The sequence below is a fragment of the Variovorax flavidus genome (assembly GCF_030317145.1).
GTDB classification, from domain to species: domain Bacteria; phylum Pseudomonadota; class Gammaproteobacteria; order Burkholderiales; family Burkholderiaceae_C; genus Variovorax; species Variovorax flavidus.
The window spans coordinates 217,313-233,887 of sequence record NZ_JASZYE010000001.1; the positions used below are offsets into that span (position 1 = coordinate 217,313).

General features: G+C 66.4%; 14 protein-coding genes. 10 read left to right on the forward strand and 4 right to left on the reverse strand.

Features of this window, described 5'->3' with window-relative positions; all coding sequences use genetic code 11:
• Positions 1-5: 5 nt before the first annotated feature.
• The 3 genes from QTH90_RS01065 to QTH90_RS01075 form a co-directional block, all read right to left on the reverse strand.
• Entirely contained in the window at positions 6-242 is a 237-nt protein-coding gene (locus QTH90_RS01065; protein ID WP_286662696.1) for a YMGG-like glycine zipper-containing protein, read from the reverse strand.
• Between the two features lie 11 nt (positions 243-253).
• A complete protein-coding gene (locus QTH90_RS01070) occupies positions 254-631 on the reverse strand; it encodes a hypothetical protein (protein ID WP_286662697.1) in 378 nt (125 codons plus the stop codon).
• Positions 632-726: 95 nt separating this feature from the next.
• Entirely contained in the window at positions 727-1,641 is a 915-nt protein-coding gene (locus QTH90_RS01075) for a LysR family transcriptional regulator (RefSeq protein ID WP_286566495.1), read from the reverse strand.
• 164 nt (positions 1,642-1,805) lie between these two features.
• On the opposite strand from QTH90_RS01075, the gene QTH90_RS01080 reads away from it, so the two are divergent.
• The 6 genes from QTH90_RS01080 (at position 1,806) to QTH90_RS01105 (ending at position 12,316) form a co-directional block, all read left to right on the forward strand.
• The gene (locus QTH90_RS01080) at positions 1,806-2,666 is read left to right on the forward strand and encodes an alpha/beta hydrolase (protein ID WP_286662698.1); all 861 of its coding nucleotides are present in this window, start codon (positions 1,806-1,808) and stop codon (positions 2,664-2,666) included.
• 248 nt (positions 2,667-2,914) lie between these two features.
• Positions 2,915-4,159: an efflux RND transporter periplasmic adaptor subunit gene (locus QTH90_RS01085; RefSeq protein ID WP_286662699.1), complete on the forward strand. Its 1,245-nt coding sequence runs from the start codon at positions 2,915-2,917 to the stop codon at positions 4,157-4,159.
• 24 nt (positions 4,160-4,183) lie between these two features.
• Positions 4,184-7,453, forward strand: a complete 3,270-nt coding sequence (locus QTH90_RS01090; RefSeq protein WP_286662700.1) for an efflux RND transporter permease subunit — start codon at positions 4,184-4,186, stop codon at positions 7,451-7,453.
• Positions 7,454-7,492: 39 nt separating this feature from the next.
• The gene (locus QTH90_RS01095; protein WP_286662701.1) at positions 7,493-8,992 is read left to right on the forward strand and encodes an efflux transporter outer membrane subunit; all 1,500 of its coding nucleotides are present in this window, start codon (positions 7,493-7,495) and stop codon (positions 8,990-8,992) included.
• Between the two features lie 120 nt (positions 8,993-9,112).
• Entirely contained in the window at positions 9,113-10,621 is a 1,509-nt protein-coding gene (locus QTH90_RS01100) for an amino acid permease (protein ID WP_286662702.1), read from the forward strand.
• Positions 10,622-10,636: 15 nt separating this feature from the next.
• Entirely contained in the window at positions 10,637-12,316 is a 1,680-nt protein-coding gene (locus tag QTH90_RS01105) for an amidohydrolase (RefSeq protein ID WP_286662703.1), read from the forward strand.
• Positions 12,317-12,372: 56 nt separating this feature from the next.
• Here QTH90_RS01105 and QTH90_RS01110 read toward each other — a convergent pair whose 3' ends face one another.
• Positions 12,373-12,603, reverse strand: a complete 231-nt coding sequence (locus tag QTH90_RS01110; protein WP_286662704.1) for a hypothetical protein — start codon at positions 12,601-12,603, stop codon at positions 12,373-12,375.
• A 122-nt stretch (positions 12,604-12,725) separates the two neighbouring features.
• Here QTH90_RS01110 and QTH90_RS01115 point away from each other — a divergent pair, with 122 nt between their 5' ends.
• Genes QTH90_RS01115 through QTH90_RS01130 form a run of 4 tightly spaced genes read left to right on the forward strand, consistent with a single transcriptional unit; the run spans position 12,726 to position 16,574 of the window.
• On the forward strand, positions 12,726-14,195 hold the full coding sequence (locus tag QTH90_RS01115) for a cobyric acid synthase (RefSeq protein WP_286662705.1): 1,470 nt from the start codon (positions 12,726-12,728) through the stop codon (positions 14,193-14,195).
• Positions 14,192-15,235: a nicotinate-nucleotide--dimethylbenzimidazole phosphoribosyltransferase gene (gene cobT, locus QTH90_RS01120; protein ID WP_286662706.1), complete on the forward strand. Its 1,044-nt coding sequence runs from the start codon at positions 14,192-14,194 to the stop codon at positions 15,233-15,235. Before QTH90_RS01115 ends, cobT begins: the two co-directional genes overlap by 4 nt.
• Positions 15,232-16,029, forward strand: a complete 798-nt coding sequence (locus QTH90_RS01125) for an adenosylcobinamide-GDP ribazoletransferase (protein WP_286662707.1) — start codon at positions 15,232-15,234, stop codon at positions 16,027-16,029. The genes cobT and QTH90_RS01125 overlap by 4 nt, the downstream gene beginning before the upstream one ends.
• Complete coding sequence (locus QTH90_RS01130) at positions 16,026-16,574, forward strand: histidine phosphatase family protein (RefSeq protein WP_286662708.1); 549 nt, start codon at positions 16,026-16,028, stop codon at positions 16,572-16,574. The genes QTH90_RS01125 and QTH90_RS01130 overlap by 4 nt, the downstream gene beginning before the upstream one ends.
• Position 16,575 lies beyond the last annotated feature (1 nt).

Here is a 16,575-nt window from a genome sequence, read left to right on the forward strand (position 1 = left end):
TCCGGTCACCAGCCGGACTGCTGTTGCCGGCCACCCTTGATGTTTCCGGCGATACCGCCGGCGATGCCGCCGATCGCGGCACCGGTCCACGCGTCGCCCCCGGCGATGGCCGCGATGCCAGCGCCACCCAAGGCCCCCATGCCGGCGCCGCTCATCGTCCCCTGCTGCCGCGGGGTCATGTCCGTGCAGGCGGCCAGGAGCGCCAAGGCCGCAACCGTCAGCGTCGATGCAAGTCGTTTCATCGTTGGCTCCGTCACTTCTTCAGGCCGGGAACGGCCATTTCAAACCAGATGATGTCGAGCACCGGCCGCTTGAGCTTGGTGGGGTTGGCTGCGTACCAGCGGTCGAGGTTTTCGCGCACGCCGTCCAGCGTCTGGCCCTGCATGCCCTTGGCGAGGCGCGGGATGAAGCTCTGCGCATCGGTGGGCGGATTGGCCCCGTGATAGGCGGTCTGGACCTGGACCATGTTGGCAAGGCCGACGAGGTACGCCTTCTTGACGGCGTCGCTCGATTGCGTCCATTGCTCGCCGGTGACCATCTGGACGTCGGCCGCGCGGACCGGTGCAGCCGCCATCGCCAGCGCCATGCATGTCACGGCCACGGCCGTGCGCAACTGAAGTTTCATGTTCATCGAACTCTCCAATCGAACTACGTACGTTGCATATTGCGCTTGGGCGCGGACGGATGTCAAACGTGTCGAAGAGCACGGCCAAGGCCCGCGCGCCGTCAGATCCGCTGCAATTGCGGGTGCTTCGCGAACAGGTCCGCTGCCCAGTCGACGAACGCCCGGACCTTGGCGCTCAGATGGCGGTTGGGCGGATACACGACGTGCACGGGCAGGGGCGGCCGCTTCCAGTCCGGCAGGATCTCGATGAGCTCGCCGCTGGCGATGTAGGGCTCCGCCATATAAGTAATCACCTGCGACAGGCCGAAACCACCCAGCACTGCGGTCATGTGGGCGTTGCTGTCGTTGACCGCTACGCGATAGGGTCCGGCGATCTCGAACTGTTCGTCGCCGCGATGGAATTCATGCGGGTACACGCGGCGCGTGCTGCCCGAGAAGAAGCTCACCACCAGGTGGCGCTTCTCGATGTCCGTCGGATGCTGCGGTGCACCGTAGCGCTTGAGGTAGGCCGGCGACGCCACGGTCATCCAGGGCAGATTGCCGATCCGGCGAGCCACCAGCGACTGATCGGCCAGCTCGCCGCCACGGATCACGCAGTCGACGTTGTCTGTGATCAGGTCGACCGCGCGGTCGCTCACGCCCACATCGACCTGGATGTCGGGGTAGCGATCGCAGAAGGTCGACAGGGCAGGGAGGATGACCAGCCTCGCCATCGACGACCCCACGTCGATGCGCAACCGGCCCGTGGGATTGGCCTGCGCATTGGTCATGCTGGCCTCGATGTCGTCGAAGTCGTTCAACAGGCGCGCGGTGCGCTCGAAGTACGCCGCCCCGTCAGGCGTGACCGTGACTCGGCGCGTGGTGCGGTTGAGCAACTTCACGTGCAGGCGCGACTCGAGTGCCTGGATCTGCTTGGTGACCGTGCCCTTCGGCAGGCCGAGCGAATCGGCGGCGCGAGTGAATGTGCCTGCTTCGACGACGCGGACAAAAATCCGCATGGCCTGGATCTGATCCATCTATGCTGCTCCTGGGGTGGCACGGGGCCGGGGGGAGCGGAATTCTCACACGGCCCCTTGAGGCGATTGTTAGCCGATTGGAAACAGAGTGAGGTCCGTGGTCTTGTTGAAGCATATCGGCGACGTCTTATATTCAAGCCATCGTTCTGCCACCGAGGTCGTCCATGCCCACCCGTCCAACCCTGCCAACTGCTGAAGCCTCCGCGGCTCCCGCGCGGGGGGCCGAAACCGACATCCGCATCGACCTGCCCGACCGGGAGCCAGTGCTGGCACGCCTGTACGGCGAGCGAGTACGGGGCACCACGTCACCGCTGGTGCTGCACTTCCATGGCGGCACCTTCGTGTGTGGCGACCTGGACAATGGCCGCAACGTGGCCCGGTTGCTTGCCGGTGCGGGGGCGGTGGTCGTCTCGCTGGACTATCCGCTGGCGCCGAAAGCACCGTTTCCGGAGCCCATCGAAGTCGGCTTTGCGGCGCTCGAATGGGTTTTCAAGCAGCGCATGAAGCTGGCGGGCAGGGGCGCCCAGTTGTTCCTGGCCGGCGAGGAGGCCGGCGGCAACCTCGCGGCCGCGGTGGCACTGATGGCGCGCGACAGGGCCCATCCGCCACTGGCGGGGCAGATCCTGCTGTCGCCGATGCTCGATCCGTGCGCAGGCACGCCTTCGCTGCGACAGGCCAAGGGTGATGCCGTGCAGTGCAAGTGGGCGTCGGGCTGGCAGGAATACCTCAGCCGGCCGATGAATGCCACGCACCCGTACGCTGTGCCCGGCGGGTCGCTTCGTCTGGCCGAACTGGCGCGAACGCTCGTGCTTGTCGGCAAGGATGACCCGATGCGCGACGAGGCGCTGAACTTCGCCAAACGGCTGAGCGATGCCGGCATCGCGGTCACCAGCAGCGTGCTGCCCGGCGCTTCGAACTGGCCCGAAGCGCTCTACCGGCCGGACGATTCTGGTTGTGCGGCCTGCGAGGCGGTCGTACAGAAGCACTTCCGCGAGTTCTTCAGCGCGGCACCGCCGCCTCACTGAGCGGCGAAGCACGGCGCCCCGTGCACTGAAGGATCCCGTCGCGCGGGATCACCCCGAAGGTGAGGTGAATGCACCTCGAACTGCATGGCGGCACGACCGCCGTGCGGGGAAAGCTTTCGCCTGCGCGACCGCAAATCCGTAGTGCCCCGGCGACGCGCTCCCACCTGATTTCCGTTTTCCCGCTGTCCTGCGCCATCTGCGCGGGAGGGCGTTTTGCATCCCAAGAGTTACCAAAAGGACGTTTCATCATGACGAATCCCAAGCTTTCCTCCTCGGCCCGCCGCGGCCTCTGGCCTGCGGTGACCGGTGTCACTGCACTGGTGGCGATCGTCTCTGCGGCTCTGGGCTTCCACAGCTTCAACGCCGAAGCCAACGACGCACCGGCCGTGTCGGCGCCGCGCGCCACGCCCGTCTCGGTTGCCACCGTGGCCGCGACCGAAGTCAATACCTGGGACGAGTTCTCGGGTCGCCTCGAAGCCGTCGAACGGGTCGATGTGCGGTCGCGCGTGGCAGGTGCAGTGCAAGCCGTCCACTTTCGCGAGGGCACCCTGGTGAAGCAGGGCGAGCTCCTGATCACCATCGACCCCGCGCCCTACGCCGCTGAAGTGGAGCGCGCCGAGGCACAGGTGGCCTCGGCCCAGGCCAGGGTGTCCTTCACCCGCAGTGAGCACGAACGCGCGCGCCGCCTCTGGGATGAAAAGGCGATCGCCCAGCGCGAACTGGATGAACGCACCAATGCAGGCCGCGAAGCCGAAGCCAACCTGCGTGCGGCGCAGGCCTCGCTGCAGAGCGCGCGCCTGAACCTGGGCTACACGCAAGTGCGCGCGCCGGTCGCCGGCCGCATCGGCAAGCTTGAGGTGACAGTCGGCAACCTGGTTGCGGCCGGCCCCGGTGCGCCGGTGCTGACGACCCTGGTGTCCGTCAGCCCGATCTACGCCAGCTTCGATGCCGACGAGCAGATCGTCGTCCGGGCACTGAAGGACCTGCCCGGCGGTGCGAGCGCACGCACGCGCATCGAGGGCATCCCCGTGCAGATGGGCACCGCCGGCATCGACGGCACGCCCTACGAAGGCCGCCTGCAGCTGATCGACAACCAGGTCGACGCCAAGAGCGGCACCGTGCGCGTGCGCGCAGCCTTCGACAACAAGGACGGGGCGTTGATTCCCGGCCAGTTCGCGCGCATTCGCATGGGCCAGGCGCGCAACGACACGGCGCTGCTGGTCAACGAACGCGCCGTGGGCACCGACCAGAACAAGAAGTTCGTGATGGTCGTCGGCGAGTACAACAAGGCCGAGTACCGCGAGGTGTCGCTGGGCGCGCCGGTCAATGGCCTGCGCGTCGTGACCAGAGGCCTGAAGGCCGGCGAACGGGTGGTCGTCAATGGCCTGCAGCACATCCGCCCGGGTGCCCTCGTGGCGCCGCAGACAGTGACCATGGACGCCAAGGCCGAAGTCCAGCCACCGGCTCAACACGTGGCTGACGCGAAGTCCTGATCGCAGGGCTTCCGGAGAATCATCATGAATCTATCCAAGTTCTTCATCGACCGGCCGATCTTTGCCGGCGTGCTCTCGCTGCTGATGCTGATCGCGGGGCTGATCGCGCTGCGCGGGCTGCCGATCTCCGAGTACCCCGAGGTGGTGCCGCCCTCGGTCGTGGTGCGCGCCAACTATCCCGGCGCCAATCCGAAGGTGATTGCCGAGACGGTGGCCACGCCGCTGGAGGAGTCGATCAACGGCGTCGAAGGCATGCTCTACATGAGCAGCCAGGCGACGACCGACGGGCTGCTCACGCTGACCGTGACCTTCAAGCTCGGCACCGATCCCGACAAGGCGCAGCAGTTGGTGCAGAACCGCGTTTCTCAAGCCGAGCCGCGCCTGCCCGAGGAAGTCCGCCGCCTCGGCATCACGACCATCAAGAGTTCACCCGATCTCACGATGGTGGTTCACCTGCTCTCGCCCAACGGCCGCTACGACATGACCTACCTGCGCAACTACGCGGTGCTCAATGTCAAGGACCGGCTGGCGCGCGTGCAGGGCGTGGGCGACGTGCAGTTGTTCGGCTCGGGCGACTACTCGATGCGTGTCTGGCTCGATCCGCAGAAGGTCGCGCAGCGCGGCCTCTCCGCGAGCGACGTGGTGCGCGCCATCCGCGAACAGAACGTGCAGGCAGCCGCCGGCGTGGTCGGCGCATCGCCCGGCCTGCAGGGCGTCGACATGCAGATCTCGATCAATGCCCAGGGCCGCCTGCAGACCGAGGAAGAGTTCGGCGACATCATCGTCAAGACCGGTGGCGACGGCGCCGTGACGCGGCTGCGCGACGTGGCGCGGCTCGAACTCGGCGCATCGAGCTATGCGCTGCGCTCGCTGCTCGACAACAAGGACGCGGTGGCGGTGCCGATCTTCGCGGCGCCGGGCTCCAATGCGATCCAGATCTCGAACGACGTTCGCGCCACCATGGCCGAACTGAAGAAGAACATGCCTGACGGCGTCGACTACAGCATCGTCTACGACCCGACGCAGTTCGTGCGTGCCTCGATCGAATCCGTGGTGCACACGTTGCTCGAAGCGATCGCGCTCGTCGTGCTGGTCGTGATCCTGTTTCTGCAGACCTGGCGCGCATCGATCATCCCGCTGCTCGCGGTTCCCATCTCGGTGATCGGCACCTTCGCGGTGATGCATCTTTTCGGCTTCTCGATCAACGCGCTGAGCCTCTTCGGACTGGTTCTCGCGATCGGCATCGTGGTGGACGACGCGATCGTGGTGGTCGAGAACGTCGAGCGCAACATCGAGGCTGGCCTGAGTCCGCGCCAGGCGACCTACCGCGCGATGCGCGAAGTGTCGGGGCCCATCATCGCGATTGCGCTGGTGCTGGTGGCGGTGTTCGTGCCGCTCGCTTTCATCAGCGGCCTCACCGGGCAGTTCTACAAGCAGTTCGCATTGACGATCGCGATCTCGACCGTGATCTCGGCCGTCAACTCGCTGACCTTGTCGCCAGCGCTCGCCGCATTGCTGCTGCGCAGCCATGACGCGCCCAAGGATGCGCTGACGCGCGGAATGGACCGCGTGTTCGGCGGATTCTTCCGCGGCTTCAACCGCGTCTTTCATCGCGGTGCGGAGGGCTATAGCGCCGGTGTGAAAGGTGCCATCTCGCGCAAGGCACTGATGATGGTGATCTACCTCGCGCTGGTGGCCGTGACCTTCGGGCTCTTCAAGGCGGTGCCCGGCGGCTTCGTCCCGGCGCAGGACAAGCAGTACCTGATCGGCTTTGCGCAACTGCCCGACGGCGCCACGCTCGACCGCACGGAAGAGGTGACCCGCCGCATGAACGAAATCGTCATGAAGCAGCCGGGCGTCGAACACGCGATCACTTTCCCGGGCCTGTCGATCAACGGCTTCACCAACAGCTCGAACTCCGGCATCGTCTTCGTGAGCCTGAAGGACTTCGACGAACGCAAAGCGGCGAACCTCAGCGCAGGAGCGATCGCGGGCCAGCTCAACGGGCAGTTCAGCCAGATCCAGGATGCCTTCATCGCGATCTTCCCGCCGCCGCCGGTGCAGGGTCTCGGAACGACGGGCGGCTTCAAGCTGCAGCTCGAAGACCGCGGCTCGCTCGGCTACGCGGCGATGGACAGCGCAGTCAAGGCGTTCATGGCCAAGGCCTACCAGACGCCGGAACTCGCAGGCATGTTCACGAGCTGGCAGGTCAACGTGCCGCAGCTCTATGCCGACATCGACCGCACCAAGGCCCGCCAGCTCGGCGTGTCGGTGACGGACGTGTTCGACACCATGCAGATCTACCTCGGCAGCCTCTACGCGAACGACTTCAACCGCTTCGGCCGCACGTACAGCGTTCGCGTGCAGGCCGACGCGCCGTACCGTGCGCGCGCCGAGGATGTCGGCTTGCTCAAGGTGCGTTCAGCCAGCGGCGAGATGGTGCCTCTGTCCGCGCTGATGAACATCCAGCCCAGCTATGGGCCGGAGCGTGCGATGCGCTACAACGGCTTCCTCTCGGCCGACATCAACGGCGGCCCGGCGCCGGGCTTCTCGTCGGGCCAGGCGCAAGACGCGATCGAGCGCATTGCCGCCGAAACACTGCCCAAGGGCATCAGCTTCGAATGGACGGAGTTGACCTACCAGGAAATCCTGGCTGGCAACTCGGCGCTGTGGGTGTTCCCGCTCGCCATCCTTCTGGTGTTCCTGGTGCTGGCCGCGCAGTACGAGAGCCTGACCTTGCCGGTTGCGATCATCCTGATCGTGCCGATGGGATTGCTGGCCGCGATGACGGGCGTGTGGCTGTCCCACGGCGACAACAACGTCTTCACGCAGATCGGTCTGATGGTGTTGGTGGGGTTGTCGGCGAAGAACGCGATCCTGATCGTGGAGTTCGCGCGCGAGCTGGAGTTCGCCGGTCGAACGCCGATCCAGGCGGCCATCGAGGCGAGCCGGCTGCGGCTGCGTCCGATCCTGATGACCTCGATGGCCTTCGTGATGGGTGTGTTGCCGCTGGTGCTTTCCACCGGCGCAGGCGCCGAGATGCGCAAGGCGATGGGCATCGCGGTGTTCTCCGGAATGATCGGCGTGACGGCCTTCGGCCTGTTCCTCACGCCGGTGTTCTACGTGCTGTTGCGTCGCATGACCGGCAATCGTCCGCTCAAGCTGCATGGCGAAGTGCCGCATGGCGACGCCTTCGTGTCCGCGGATCAACCCGTGGCGACACCACCAGCCGGTGCTGCCGGAGGCGGGCCGCTGCGCCCATCGCCGGCGGCGCCTCTCAGGGCGATCGAGTAGGGGCTTCGGCCCGCTTCCAGAACCTCAAGAAAGTTCATCATGAATCAGATATCTCCATCCCGGACGTTGCGGTGGCACGCTGCGCTGGTGCCTTTGCTGGCAGCGTTGGTCCTCGCAGGCTGCGCGACGGCGCCGGCGGAGCTTCCCGCGTTCACGCCGCCCGCGCAATTCAAGGAGCAGCCCGCAGCCGCGCCGGAAGGTGCATGGACGCGTGCCCAACCTGCCGAAGCGCAGCCGCGCGGCGAATGGTGGCGCGCGTTCAACGATCCGCTTCTCGACAAGCTGGTCGCGAGTGCCGATGCCCGCAACACCAGCATCCAGGCCGCGGCGGCACGGCTTGCCGAGGCCCGGGCGTTGGCGCGCAATGCCGATGCGGATCGCTCACCGCAGGTCAATGCCGTCGCGGGCGGCGTGCGCAGTGCCGGCCTGGACCGCAATCTCACGCCCAGGCCGTCGTCGCTGTTCACGGCCGGACTCGAACTCTCGTATGAGCTGGATCTCTTCGGCAAGCTGTCTCGCGCCAGCGATGCGGCACGGCTCGATGCCGAGTCCCGCGACGGACTGCTGCAGAGCACACGCCTGCTGGTCGAGGCCGAGGTGGCGCAGACCTATCTCGCCTTGCGAGCACTCGATGCCGAGCGTGCGCTGGTGAGGGACACAGTCGAGGCCTACCGCGACACGCTCAAGCTCACGCAGAGCCGTCAGCGGGCAGGGGACGTGGCAGAACTCGACGTGGCGCGCGTGGAGACCGAAGTCGCATCCACCGAATCCGATGCGTTGACGCTGGACCGGCGCCGTGCCGAACTGGAACACGCACTGGCCGTGCTCGCGGGCGATGTGGCGTCGGACTTCGGTGTGGGCACGGACGAATGGTCGACCGCCTTGCCCACGATCCCGGCGGGTGTGCCGGCGACGGTGCTCACGCGTCGGCCGGACATCTCGGCCGCCCAGAAGGCGGTGCTGGCGGCGCAGGCGCGCGTCGGCGTTGCGCAGGCGGCCTGGTTTCCCGACATCGCATTGACGGCGGGCGGCGGCTATGCATCGTCGGACATCGGCGATCTCGTCAAGTGGTCTGCACGCTCGTGGGGCATCGGTGCGTTGCTCGCGCTGCCGATCTTCGATGGCGGACGCCGCGAGGCGGGTGTGCAGAACGCTTCGGCGCAACTCGACGGAGCATTGGCGAACTACCGGTCGCAAGTTCTCGTTGCGTTCAAGGAGGTGGAGGACCAGCTCTCGTCGCTGCGCATCCTCGAACAGCAATCGGGCGTGCAGGCGAAAGCGGTGGCATCGGCCAGCAGGGCGACGACCTTGTCCGATTCGCGCTACCGCAACGGGCTGGTCAGCCAACTGGACCTGCTCGACGCCCGCCGGCAGGAGCTGCAGAACCGTCGTCAGGCGCTGCAGGTGAGGTCGGCTCAATACCAGTCGACGGTCGGCCTGATCCGTGCGATCGGCGGAAGCTGGGACACCGCGCCGGTGGCCGACGGCGCGACGGGCAAGGCGCAGGTCGCGGCCACTCGGCTGATCAGTTTGGAATAAGAGGTATGTGCGCGGCCGCCCGAAATCGGCTTCGGGCGGCCTGATAGACTCCCGGCGCTTTCGCGCTGATCGTCGGGTTTGATGCCATCGGTGTCCGGAGCATCAAACAGAAAATTGCGTATGCAAACGACATCAGCGCCGGCGACCTCCGATTCCCTTGACAAAAACGCCGCGCCAAAGTTGCAGCGGGCCTTGGGTGCGCGGCACCTGACGATGATCGCGATCGGCGGGTCGATCGGCACGGGGTTGTTCGTCGCATCGGGCGCCAGCGTGTCGCAGGCGGGACCGGGTGGGGCGCTGATGGCTTATCTGCTCATCGGCGCGATGGTGTTCTTCCTCATGACCAGCCTCGGCGAACTCGCGGCCTACATGCCGGTCTCCGGGTCGTTCGCCACCTACGGCGCGCTCTATGTGGACGAAGGCTTCGGCTTCGCGCTGGGGTGGAACTATTGGTACAACTGGGCGGTCACGATCGCCGTCGAACTGGCCGCTGCCCAGCTGGTCATGCAGTACTGGTTTCCGGGCACGTCGGGCGTGATGTGGAGCGCGCTGTTTCTCTCGGTGATGTTCCTGCTCAACGCGATCTCCGTGCGCGGCTTCGGCGAGGCGGAATTCTGGTTCGCGTTGATCAAGGTCGTGGCGGTCGTGGCCTTCATCGCGATCGGCACGCTGATGATCTTCGGCATCATGAACGGCGAGCGCTCCCCGGGGCTCTCGAATTTCACCGTGGGCGACGCGCCCTTCGTGGGCGGGCTGCCGGCCATGATCGGTGTCGCGATGATCGCGGGCTTCTCCTTCCAGGGGACCGAGCTGATCGGCGTGGCTGCAGGCGAATCCAAGGATCCTGGCCGGACCATCCCGCGAGCAATGCGGCAGGTGTTCTGGCGCATCCTGCTGTTCTACGTGCTGGCCATCCTGGTCATCGGCATCCTGATCCCGTACACCGACCCGAACCTGATCAAGACCGATATCGGCGCCGTCAGCGTGAGCCCTTTCACGCTGGTGTTCCAGCGTGCGGGCATGGCCTTCGCGGCGAGCGTGATGAATGCGGTGATCCTGTCGGCCGTATTGTCGGCGGGCAATTCGGGCATGTATGCGTCGACCCGGATGCTCTTCAACCTCGCCGTCGACGGGCGCGCCCCGCGCTGCTTCTCGCGACTGACCCGCAGCGGCGTGCCGCTCTATGCCTTGCTGGCGACGGCTCTCGTGGGCGCGCTGTGCTTCCTGACCTCGCTGTTCGAAAGCCAGAGCGTCTACCTGTGGCTGCTCAACCTCTCGGGCATGACGGGCTTCATCGCCTGGCTGGGCATTGCCATCAGCCACTACCGGTTTCGCAAGGGCTTCATGGCGCAGGGCCTTGACCTGGCGATGCTGCCGTACCGCTCGCCGTTCTTTCCGTACGGTCCCCTGTTCGCATTCGGGCTGTGCCTGATCGTGACGCTGGGACAGAACTACGCAGCCTTCATGGGCGGGCGCATCGACTGGATCGCCGTGCTGGCGACCTACATCGGCATTCCGATCTTTCTGGCGATGTGGCTGGGCTATCGCGTGGTCCGAAAGACCCGCATCGTGGCCTATGCCGACATGTATTTCCCGCGACCGACAACGCCCGGTTCGCAAATCCAATAACCAAGGAGAACTCCAATGAAAAAATACCTCTTGCAACCCCTGGCGGCGCTCGCTGCCGCCGCGGCCCTCGCGGCCGGTTCGGCCCAGGCCGCGCCGACGCTGGTGGACCACGTGCAGGGCTACACCTTCAGCCAGGACAAGCTGACGTCTTTTACCGGCCTGGTCTTCGACCAGGGCAAGGTGCTCGGCGTCGGCGATGCGGCCGAGTTGGCCAAGCAGTACCCTGACGCCCGCCGAGTCGACGGCCAGGGCAAGACCTTGCTGCCGGGCCTGATCGATGCGCACGGCCACGTGTTCCGCATCGGCTTCCGCACGAGCGAAGTCGCGGTCACGGGCACCCAGTCGCTGCAGGAAGCGCAAGCCCGCATCAAGGCCTACGCCGAAGCCAACCCGGTGCGCCAGTGGATCATGGGCCAGGGCTGGAACCAGGTGATCTGGAAGCTCGGCCGCTTCCCGACTGCTGCCGAACTCGATGCCGCCATCGCCGATCGCCCCGCGACGCTCCGCCGTGTGGACGGCCATGCGACCTGGGCCAACACCAAGGCGCTGCAACTTGCCGGTATCACGCGCGACACGCCCGATCCCGCCGGCGGCCGCATCGAACGCGACGCCAACGGCAACCCGAGCGGCGTGCTGGTCGACAAGGCGCAGGCCCTGCTCGTGAAGGTGATGCCTCCGTACTCGGACGATGAACGCCGCATCGCGCTCGACTCCGCACTGCGCCACTTCGGCTCGCTGGGTCTCACGGGCGTCGGCGATGCCGGCGTGACAGCCAACGAGGTGAAGATCTACCGCGAGTTCGCCGACCAGAAGAAGCTCACGACCCGTGTCTACGCCATGATCGGCGACGTGGCCGACGACTTCAAGGTGCTGTCCGCCAACGGCCCGCTGAAGGGCTACGCGGACGACCGCTTCAACCTGCGTGCAGTCAAGCTCTATGCCGACGGCGCGCTGGGCAGCCGCGGTGCGGCGCTGCTCGAACCCTATTCGGACGACCACAGCAACAAGGGCCTGCTGTTCATGGACGATGCCACGGTCCAGGCCAAGATGAAGACCGCGTTCAAGGCCGGCTACCAGGTCAACGTGCACGCCATCGGCGATGCGGCCAACCGCCAGATCCTGAATGCCTTCGAGGCCTCGTACAAGGACGGTGGCGGCATCGAGCAGCGCAACCGCATCGAGCACGCGCAAGTGGTCGCGCTGTCGGACATCCCGCGCTTCAAGACCCTGGGCCTGATCGCCTCGATGCAGCCCACGCATGCCACGAGCGACATGAACATGGCGGAAGACCGCGTTGGCAAGGAGCGCATCAAAGGCGCCTACGCATGGCGCACGATCCTGAAGCAGGGCACCGTGATCGCCGGCGGGTCGGACTTCCCGGTGGAGTCTGCCAACCCCTTCTTCGGCCTGCATGCCGCCGTGACGCGTACCGACCATGAAGGCAAGCCGATCGAGGGCTGGCATCCTGAAGAAGCGATGACGCTGCCGCAGGCATTCCGTGCCTTCACGCTCGACGCGGCGTATGCGCAGCACCAGGAAAAGGTCATCGGGTCGCTCGAACCCGGCAAGTGGGCCGACTTCATCGTGGTCGACCAGGACCCGTTCAAGATCAAGCCGGCCGACCTGTGGAAGACGAAGGTGCTTGAAACCTGGCTGGCTGGCGAAAAGGTCTATTCGCAAAAAGCCGGCAACTGACGCTGAGACAGAGAAAGCCGCCCGGCGAGCCGTCGCCGGGCGGCTTTTTTTTGTCGCTAGAAGCCGGTGTCGAGCCGCGTCGAATTCGAGTCGACCAGCCTGCGCAGCGCATTCGCGCCCATCACCAGGGCGCTGGAATAGCTGGTCTGCGCCACGGACGCGGTATGTATCCGCTGATAGTGGATCGTTTCGACGGCGTCGCTGTTGAAGGCCTCCAGGAGGACCCAGAAGAATTGATTCTGTCCACGCTCCTCCACCGTGAGCGCGATATCTCGTAAAGCTGGCATTCGCCGGGGCTCCCTTTCTGAACAAGTCTTGAAGCTACGGGCGAATCGAATGAATAGTTTTGACCTCATTGAAGGCCGCGTCCCGAAGCGTGACGAACTTCACGTAAAGGACAATCGCACTCATGAATCCCAATGTGGTACGCGGCCGAGCCCGCTGCGTCATGGTCCTTGGCACCACCAGTGGCGCCGGCAAGAGCTGGCTGGCTACCGCGCTGTGCCGCTGGTATGCGCGGCAGGGTCTCCGCGTCGCTCCGTTCAAGGCGCAGAACATGAGCAACAACGCACGCGTCGTCGCGGGCGGTGAAATCGGCAGCGCGCAGTATTTCCAGGCGCTGGCCGCACGGGCCGCGCCTGACGTACGCATGAATCCCTTGCTCCTCAAGCCCGAACGCGACACCCACAGCCAGGTGATCCTGATGGGGCAGGTGAGCAACGAACTGTCGGAACTGCCCTGGCGTGGACGCAGCGAGAGGGTATGGCCCCGGATTGCCCAGGCGCTCGACGAACTTTGCGACGACAACGATGTGGTGGTGATCGAGGGCGCAGGCTCGCCGGCCGAGATCAACCTGATGGCGAGCGACATCGTCAACCTTCGTGTCGCACGGCACGCTGGCGCGCGCTGCCTGCTGGTCACCGACATCGACCGGGGCGGCGCCTTCGCCCATCTCTACGGCACCTGGGCACTGATGCCGGCGGCAGATCGGGACATGCTCTCCGGCTTCGTGCTCAACAAGTTCCGAGGCGACGCGGCGCTGCTGGCGCCGGCACCGCAGCAACTGCAGGAACTGACCGGCGTGCCCACCGTCGCGACCCTGCCGATGTGGTGGCAGCACGGCTTGCCGGAGGAGGATGGCGTTTTCGACGATCGCAGCGTGTCGAGCGGCGAAGTCACGCGAACCGTCGCGGTCGTCGCCTATCCGCGCATCAGCAACCTCGACGAATTCCAGCCGCTGAAGAACATTGCGGGTCTTCGCCTGCGCTGGGCGCGCAGTCCGGCTGACGTCGCTGGCGCGGACTGGATCATCCTGCCGGGCTCGAAGCACACCAGCAGCGACCTGGCGTGGATGCGCGCGCAAGGGCTGGACCGCGCCGTGGCTGCGCACGCATCGCGTGGCGGCATGGTGCTCGGTATCTGCGGCGGTCTGCAGATGCTGGGCGAAGCGCTGATCGACCCGCACGGCGTCGACGGCAATGGGCCGGGGCTCGGGCTCCTTCCGCTGGTGACCGTGTTCGCAGCGGACAAGACGGTGCGTCACCGGGAGGCCGCCTTCCTGTCGCTCACGGGGCCCTGGGCCGCGCTGTCGGGCGTCAATGTGCACGGCTACGAAATCCACCATGGCCAGACTGCGGAGCATGCCGCGATGGCAGCAGCCGGTGACCGGGCTACCGCCGTGATGCCCGATGAACTGGCCTGGCAGAACAACGCGGGCAACGTCCTCGGGCTCTACCTTCATGGTCTCTTCGAAGACCCTGCCGTGCTGCACGCACTCTTCGGCGTCGCTGCACGCACGCTGGACGCCGTGTTCGACGGACTGGCCGACCACATCGACTCTCACTTTGAACCGGGCGTGCTGCGCTCACTGATCGAATGACATTGGAAATCCCCTCGGTCCCCGACCTCGACGACGCGGCCCTTTCGGCGCGCCTGCAACACCTGCTCGATGGCAAGACCAAGCCGGTCGGCGCGCTGGGTCGACTGGAGGCACTGGCCCTGCGGCTGGGCGCCATCCTCGGCACCGACTCGCCATTGCTCAAGGCACCGCAGATGGTTGTCTGCGCAGCCGACCATGGACTGGCTGCGCGCGGCGTGTCGGCCTATCCGAGCGATGTGACCTGGCAGATGGTCGAGAACTTCCTCGCCGGCGGTGCGGCCGTGAGCGTACTGGCACGCCAGCACGGCCTGGCATTGACGGTGGTCGATTGCGGCGTGTGCCATGACTTCGCGCCGCGCGGCGGCCTGCTGATTCGCAAGGTGGCAGCCGGCACGGCGGACGCTTCTGTCGAACCGGCCATGACGGCAGACCAGTGCCGGACAGCCATTGCCAATGGCATGACCCTCTTGCGCGGCCTGCCGGGCAATGCCGTGTTGCTCGGCGAAATGGGCATCGGCAATTCGTCCGCCGCGTCGATGCTGCTGGCACGTATCGCCGGGCAGGACATCGATGCCTGCACGGGCGCGGGAACCGGGCTGGACTCGACCGGCCGTGCCCACAAGCGCAAGGTGCTGCGCCAAGTGCTCGAACGGCACGCCGACGCCACGGCGCCGCTCGACGCGCTGGCCGCCCTGGGCGGCTTCGAGATTGCCACGCTGGTCGGCGTGGTGCTTCAGGCGGCTCACGAGCGCCGCGTGATCGTGCTCGATGGATTCATCGCCAGTGCCGCGGTGCTCGTCGCGCAGGCCCTGCGGCCGCAGGTCGTGCAGCGCTGCATCGCCGCGCACGAATCGGTCGAGCCCGGGCATCGCCTGTTGCTGAACTTCCTGGGGCTTGCACCCTTGTTGCAACTCGACCTGCGGCTTGGCGAGGGCTCCGGCGCCGCGCTTGCCTGGCCGCTGCTCGAATCGGCGTGCCGCATCCTGGGCGAGATGGCCAGCTTCGAATCGGCAGGCGTGTCGAAGCAGGACAAGCCATGAACGGTGTGCGCCACTTCCTGCTGGCGCTGCAGTTCTTCACGCGCGTCCCGGTCACGGGCCCGCTGGCTGGCTGGGTGGGCTTCAGTCCCGCGATGCTGCGCGCCAGCGCTGCGCATTTTCCCGGCGTGGGTTGGCTCGTCGGCGCGGTGGGTGCGGGCGTATTGTGGCTCGCGCAAGCCGGGCTCCCGGGTCTCGCCGGCGCGCTGGCGGCGGCAATGCTGTCGACCATTGCGACCGTGTGGATGACGGGTTGCTTCCATGAAGATGGACTGGCCGACGTCGCGGATGGCCTCGGCGGGTCGGCCGACCGCGCGCGCGCGCTCGAGATCATGAAAGACTCGCGGATCGGTGCTTTCGGTGCGATGGCACTGGTGTTGGCGCTGGGTCTGAAGGTCGCGTTGTTGGCAGCGTTGATCGGGCAGGGCGCACCTGCCGCGGCGCTGGCGCTCGTGAGCGCCCATGTGCTTTCGCGGCTCGCGCCGCTGTTTCTGATCCGCTGGTTGCCCTATGTCGGCGATGAGAACGCCGCGAGCAAGTCCAAGCCCTTGGCCGATGCGATCGGCAATGGCGCATTGATGGTCGGCGTCGCGTGGTCGATTCCCGCGGCCGTGCTGCTTGTGTGGTCGCACGGCGCGTGGCACGGATTGGCGGCCGTCCTGCTATGCGCGCTGGCGGCGTCGTGCATGGCGCGGCTCTTCATGCGCCGCCTCCAGGGCTTCACCGGAGACGGGCTGGGTGCGACGCAACAGGTCTGCGAACTCGCGATCTATCTCGCGCTCGCGTGGCACGTATGAAGCTCTTGCTCGTTCGGCACGCGCAGACCACTGCGGCAGAAGGGCAGTGCTATGGCCGCACCGATGTTCCCGTGCTTCCCGAGCTGACTCTTGCCGCGGCCGAGCGCGTGGTGCCGGTGTTGCCCCATGGTGTCGAGATGGCTTGTTCCCCCCTGGCGCGGTGTGCCGACCTCGCGCAAGCCATCTCCGCGCTGCGGCCTGACCTTCGCGCCCGCCCGGACCCGCGCATCGCCGAGATGGATCTCGGCGCGTGGGAAGAGCGGCCATGGTCGTCGATCGATCGCGCCGAGTTCGAAGCCTGGACCCGCGATTTCGCCGACACGCGCGCCGGCGGCAGCGGCGAAAGCACGCGCCAGTTCATGCAGCGGGTCGGCGAGGCCTTCGACGAATGGCGCGCCGGCGGACGCGACGCGATCTGGGTCACGCACGCAGGCGTGATCCGCGCCGTCTGGCTGCTGCGCGATGGCGTGCGTTCAGTGGAGCGGGGCGACCAGTGGCCGGCGCAGCCGATCGCGTTCGGCGAATGCGTGACGATCGAAGCCTAGT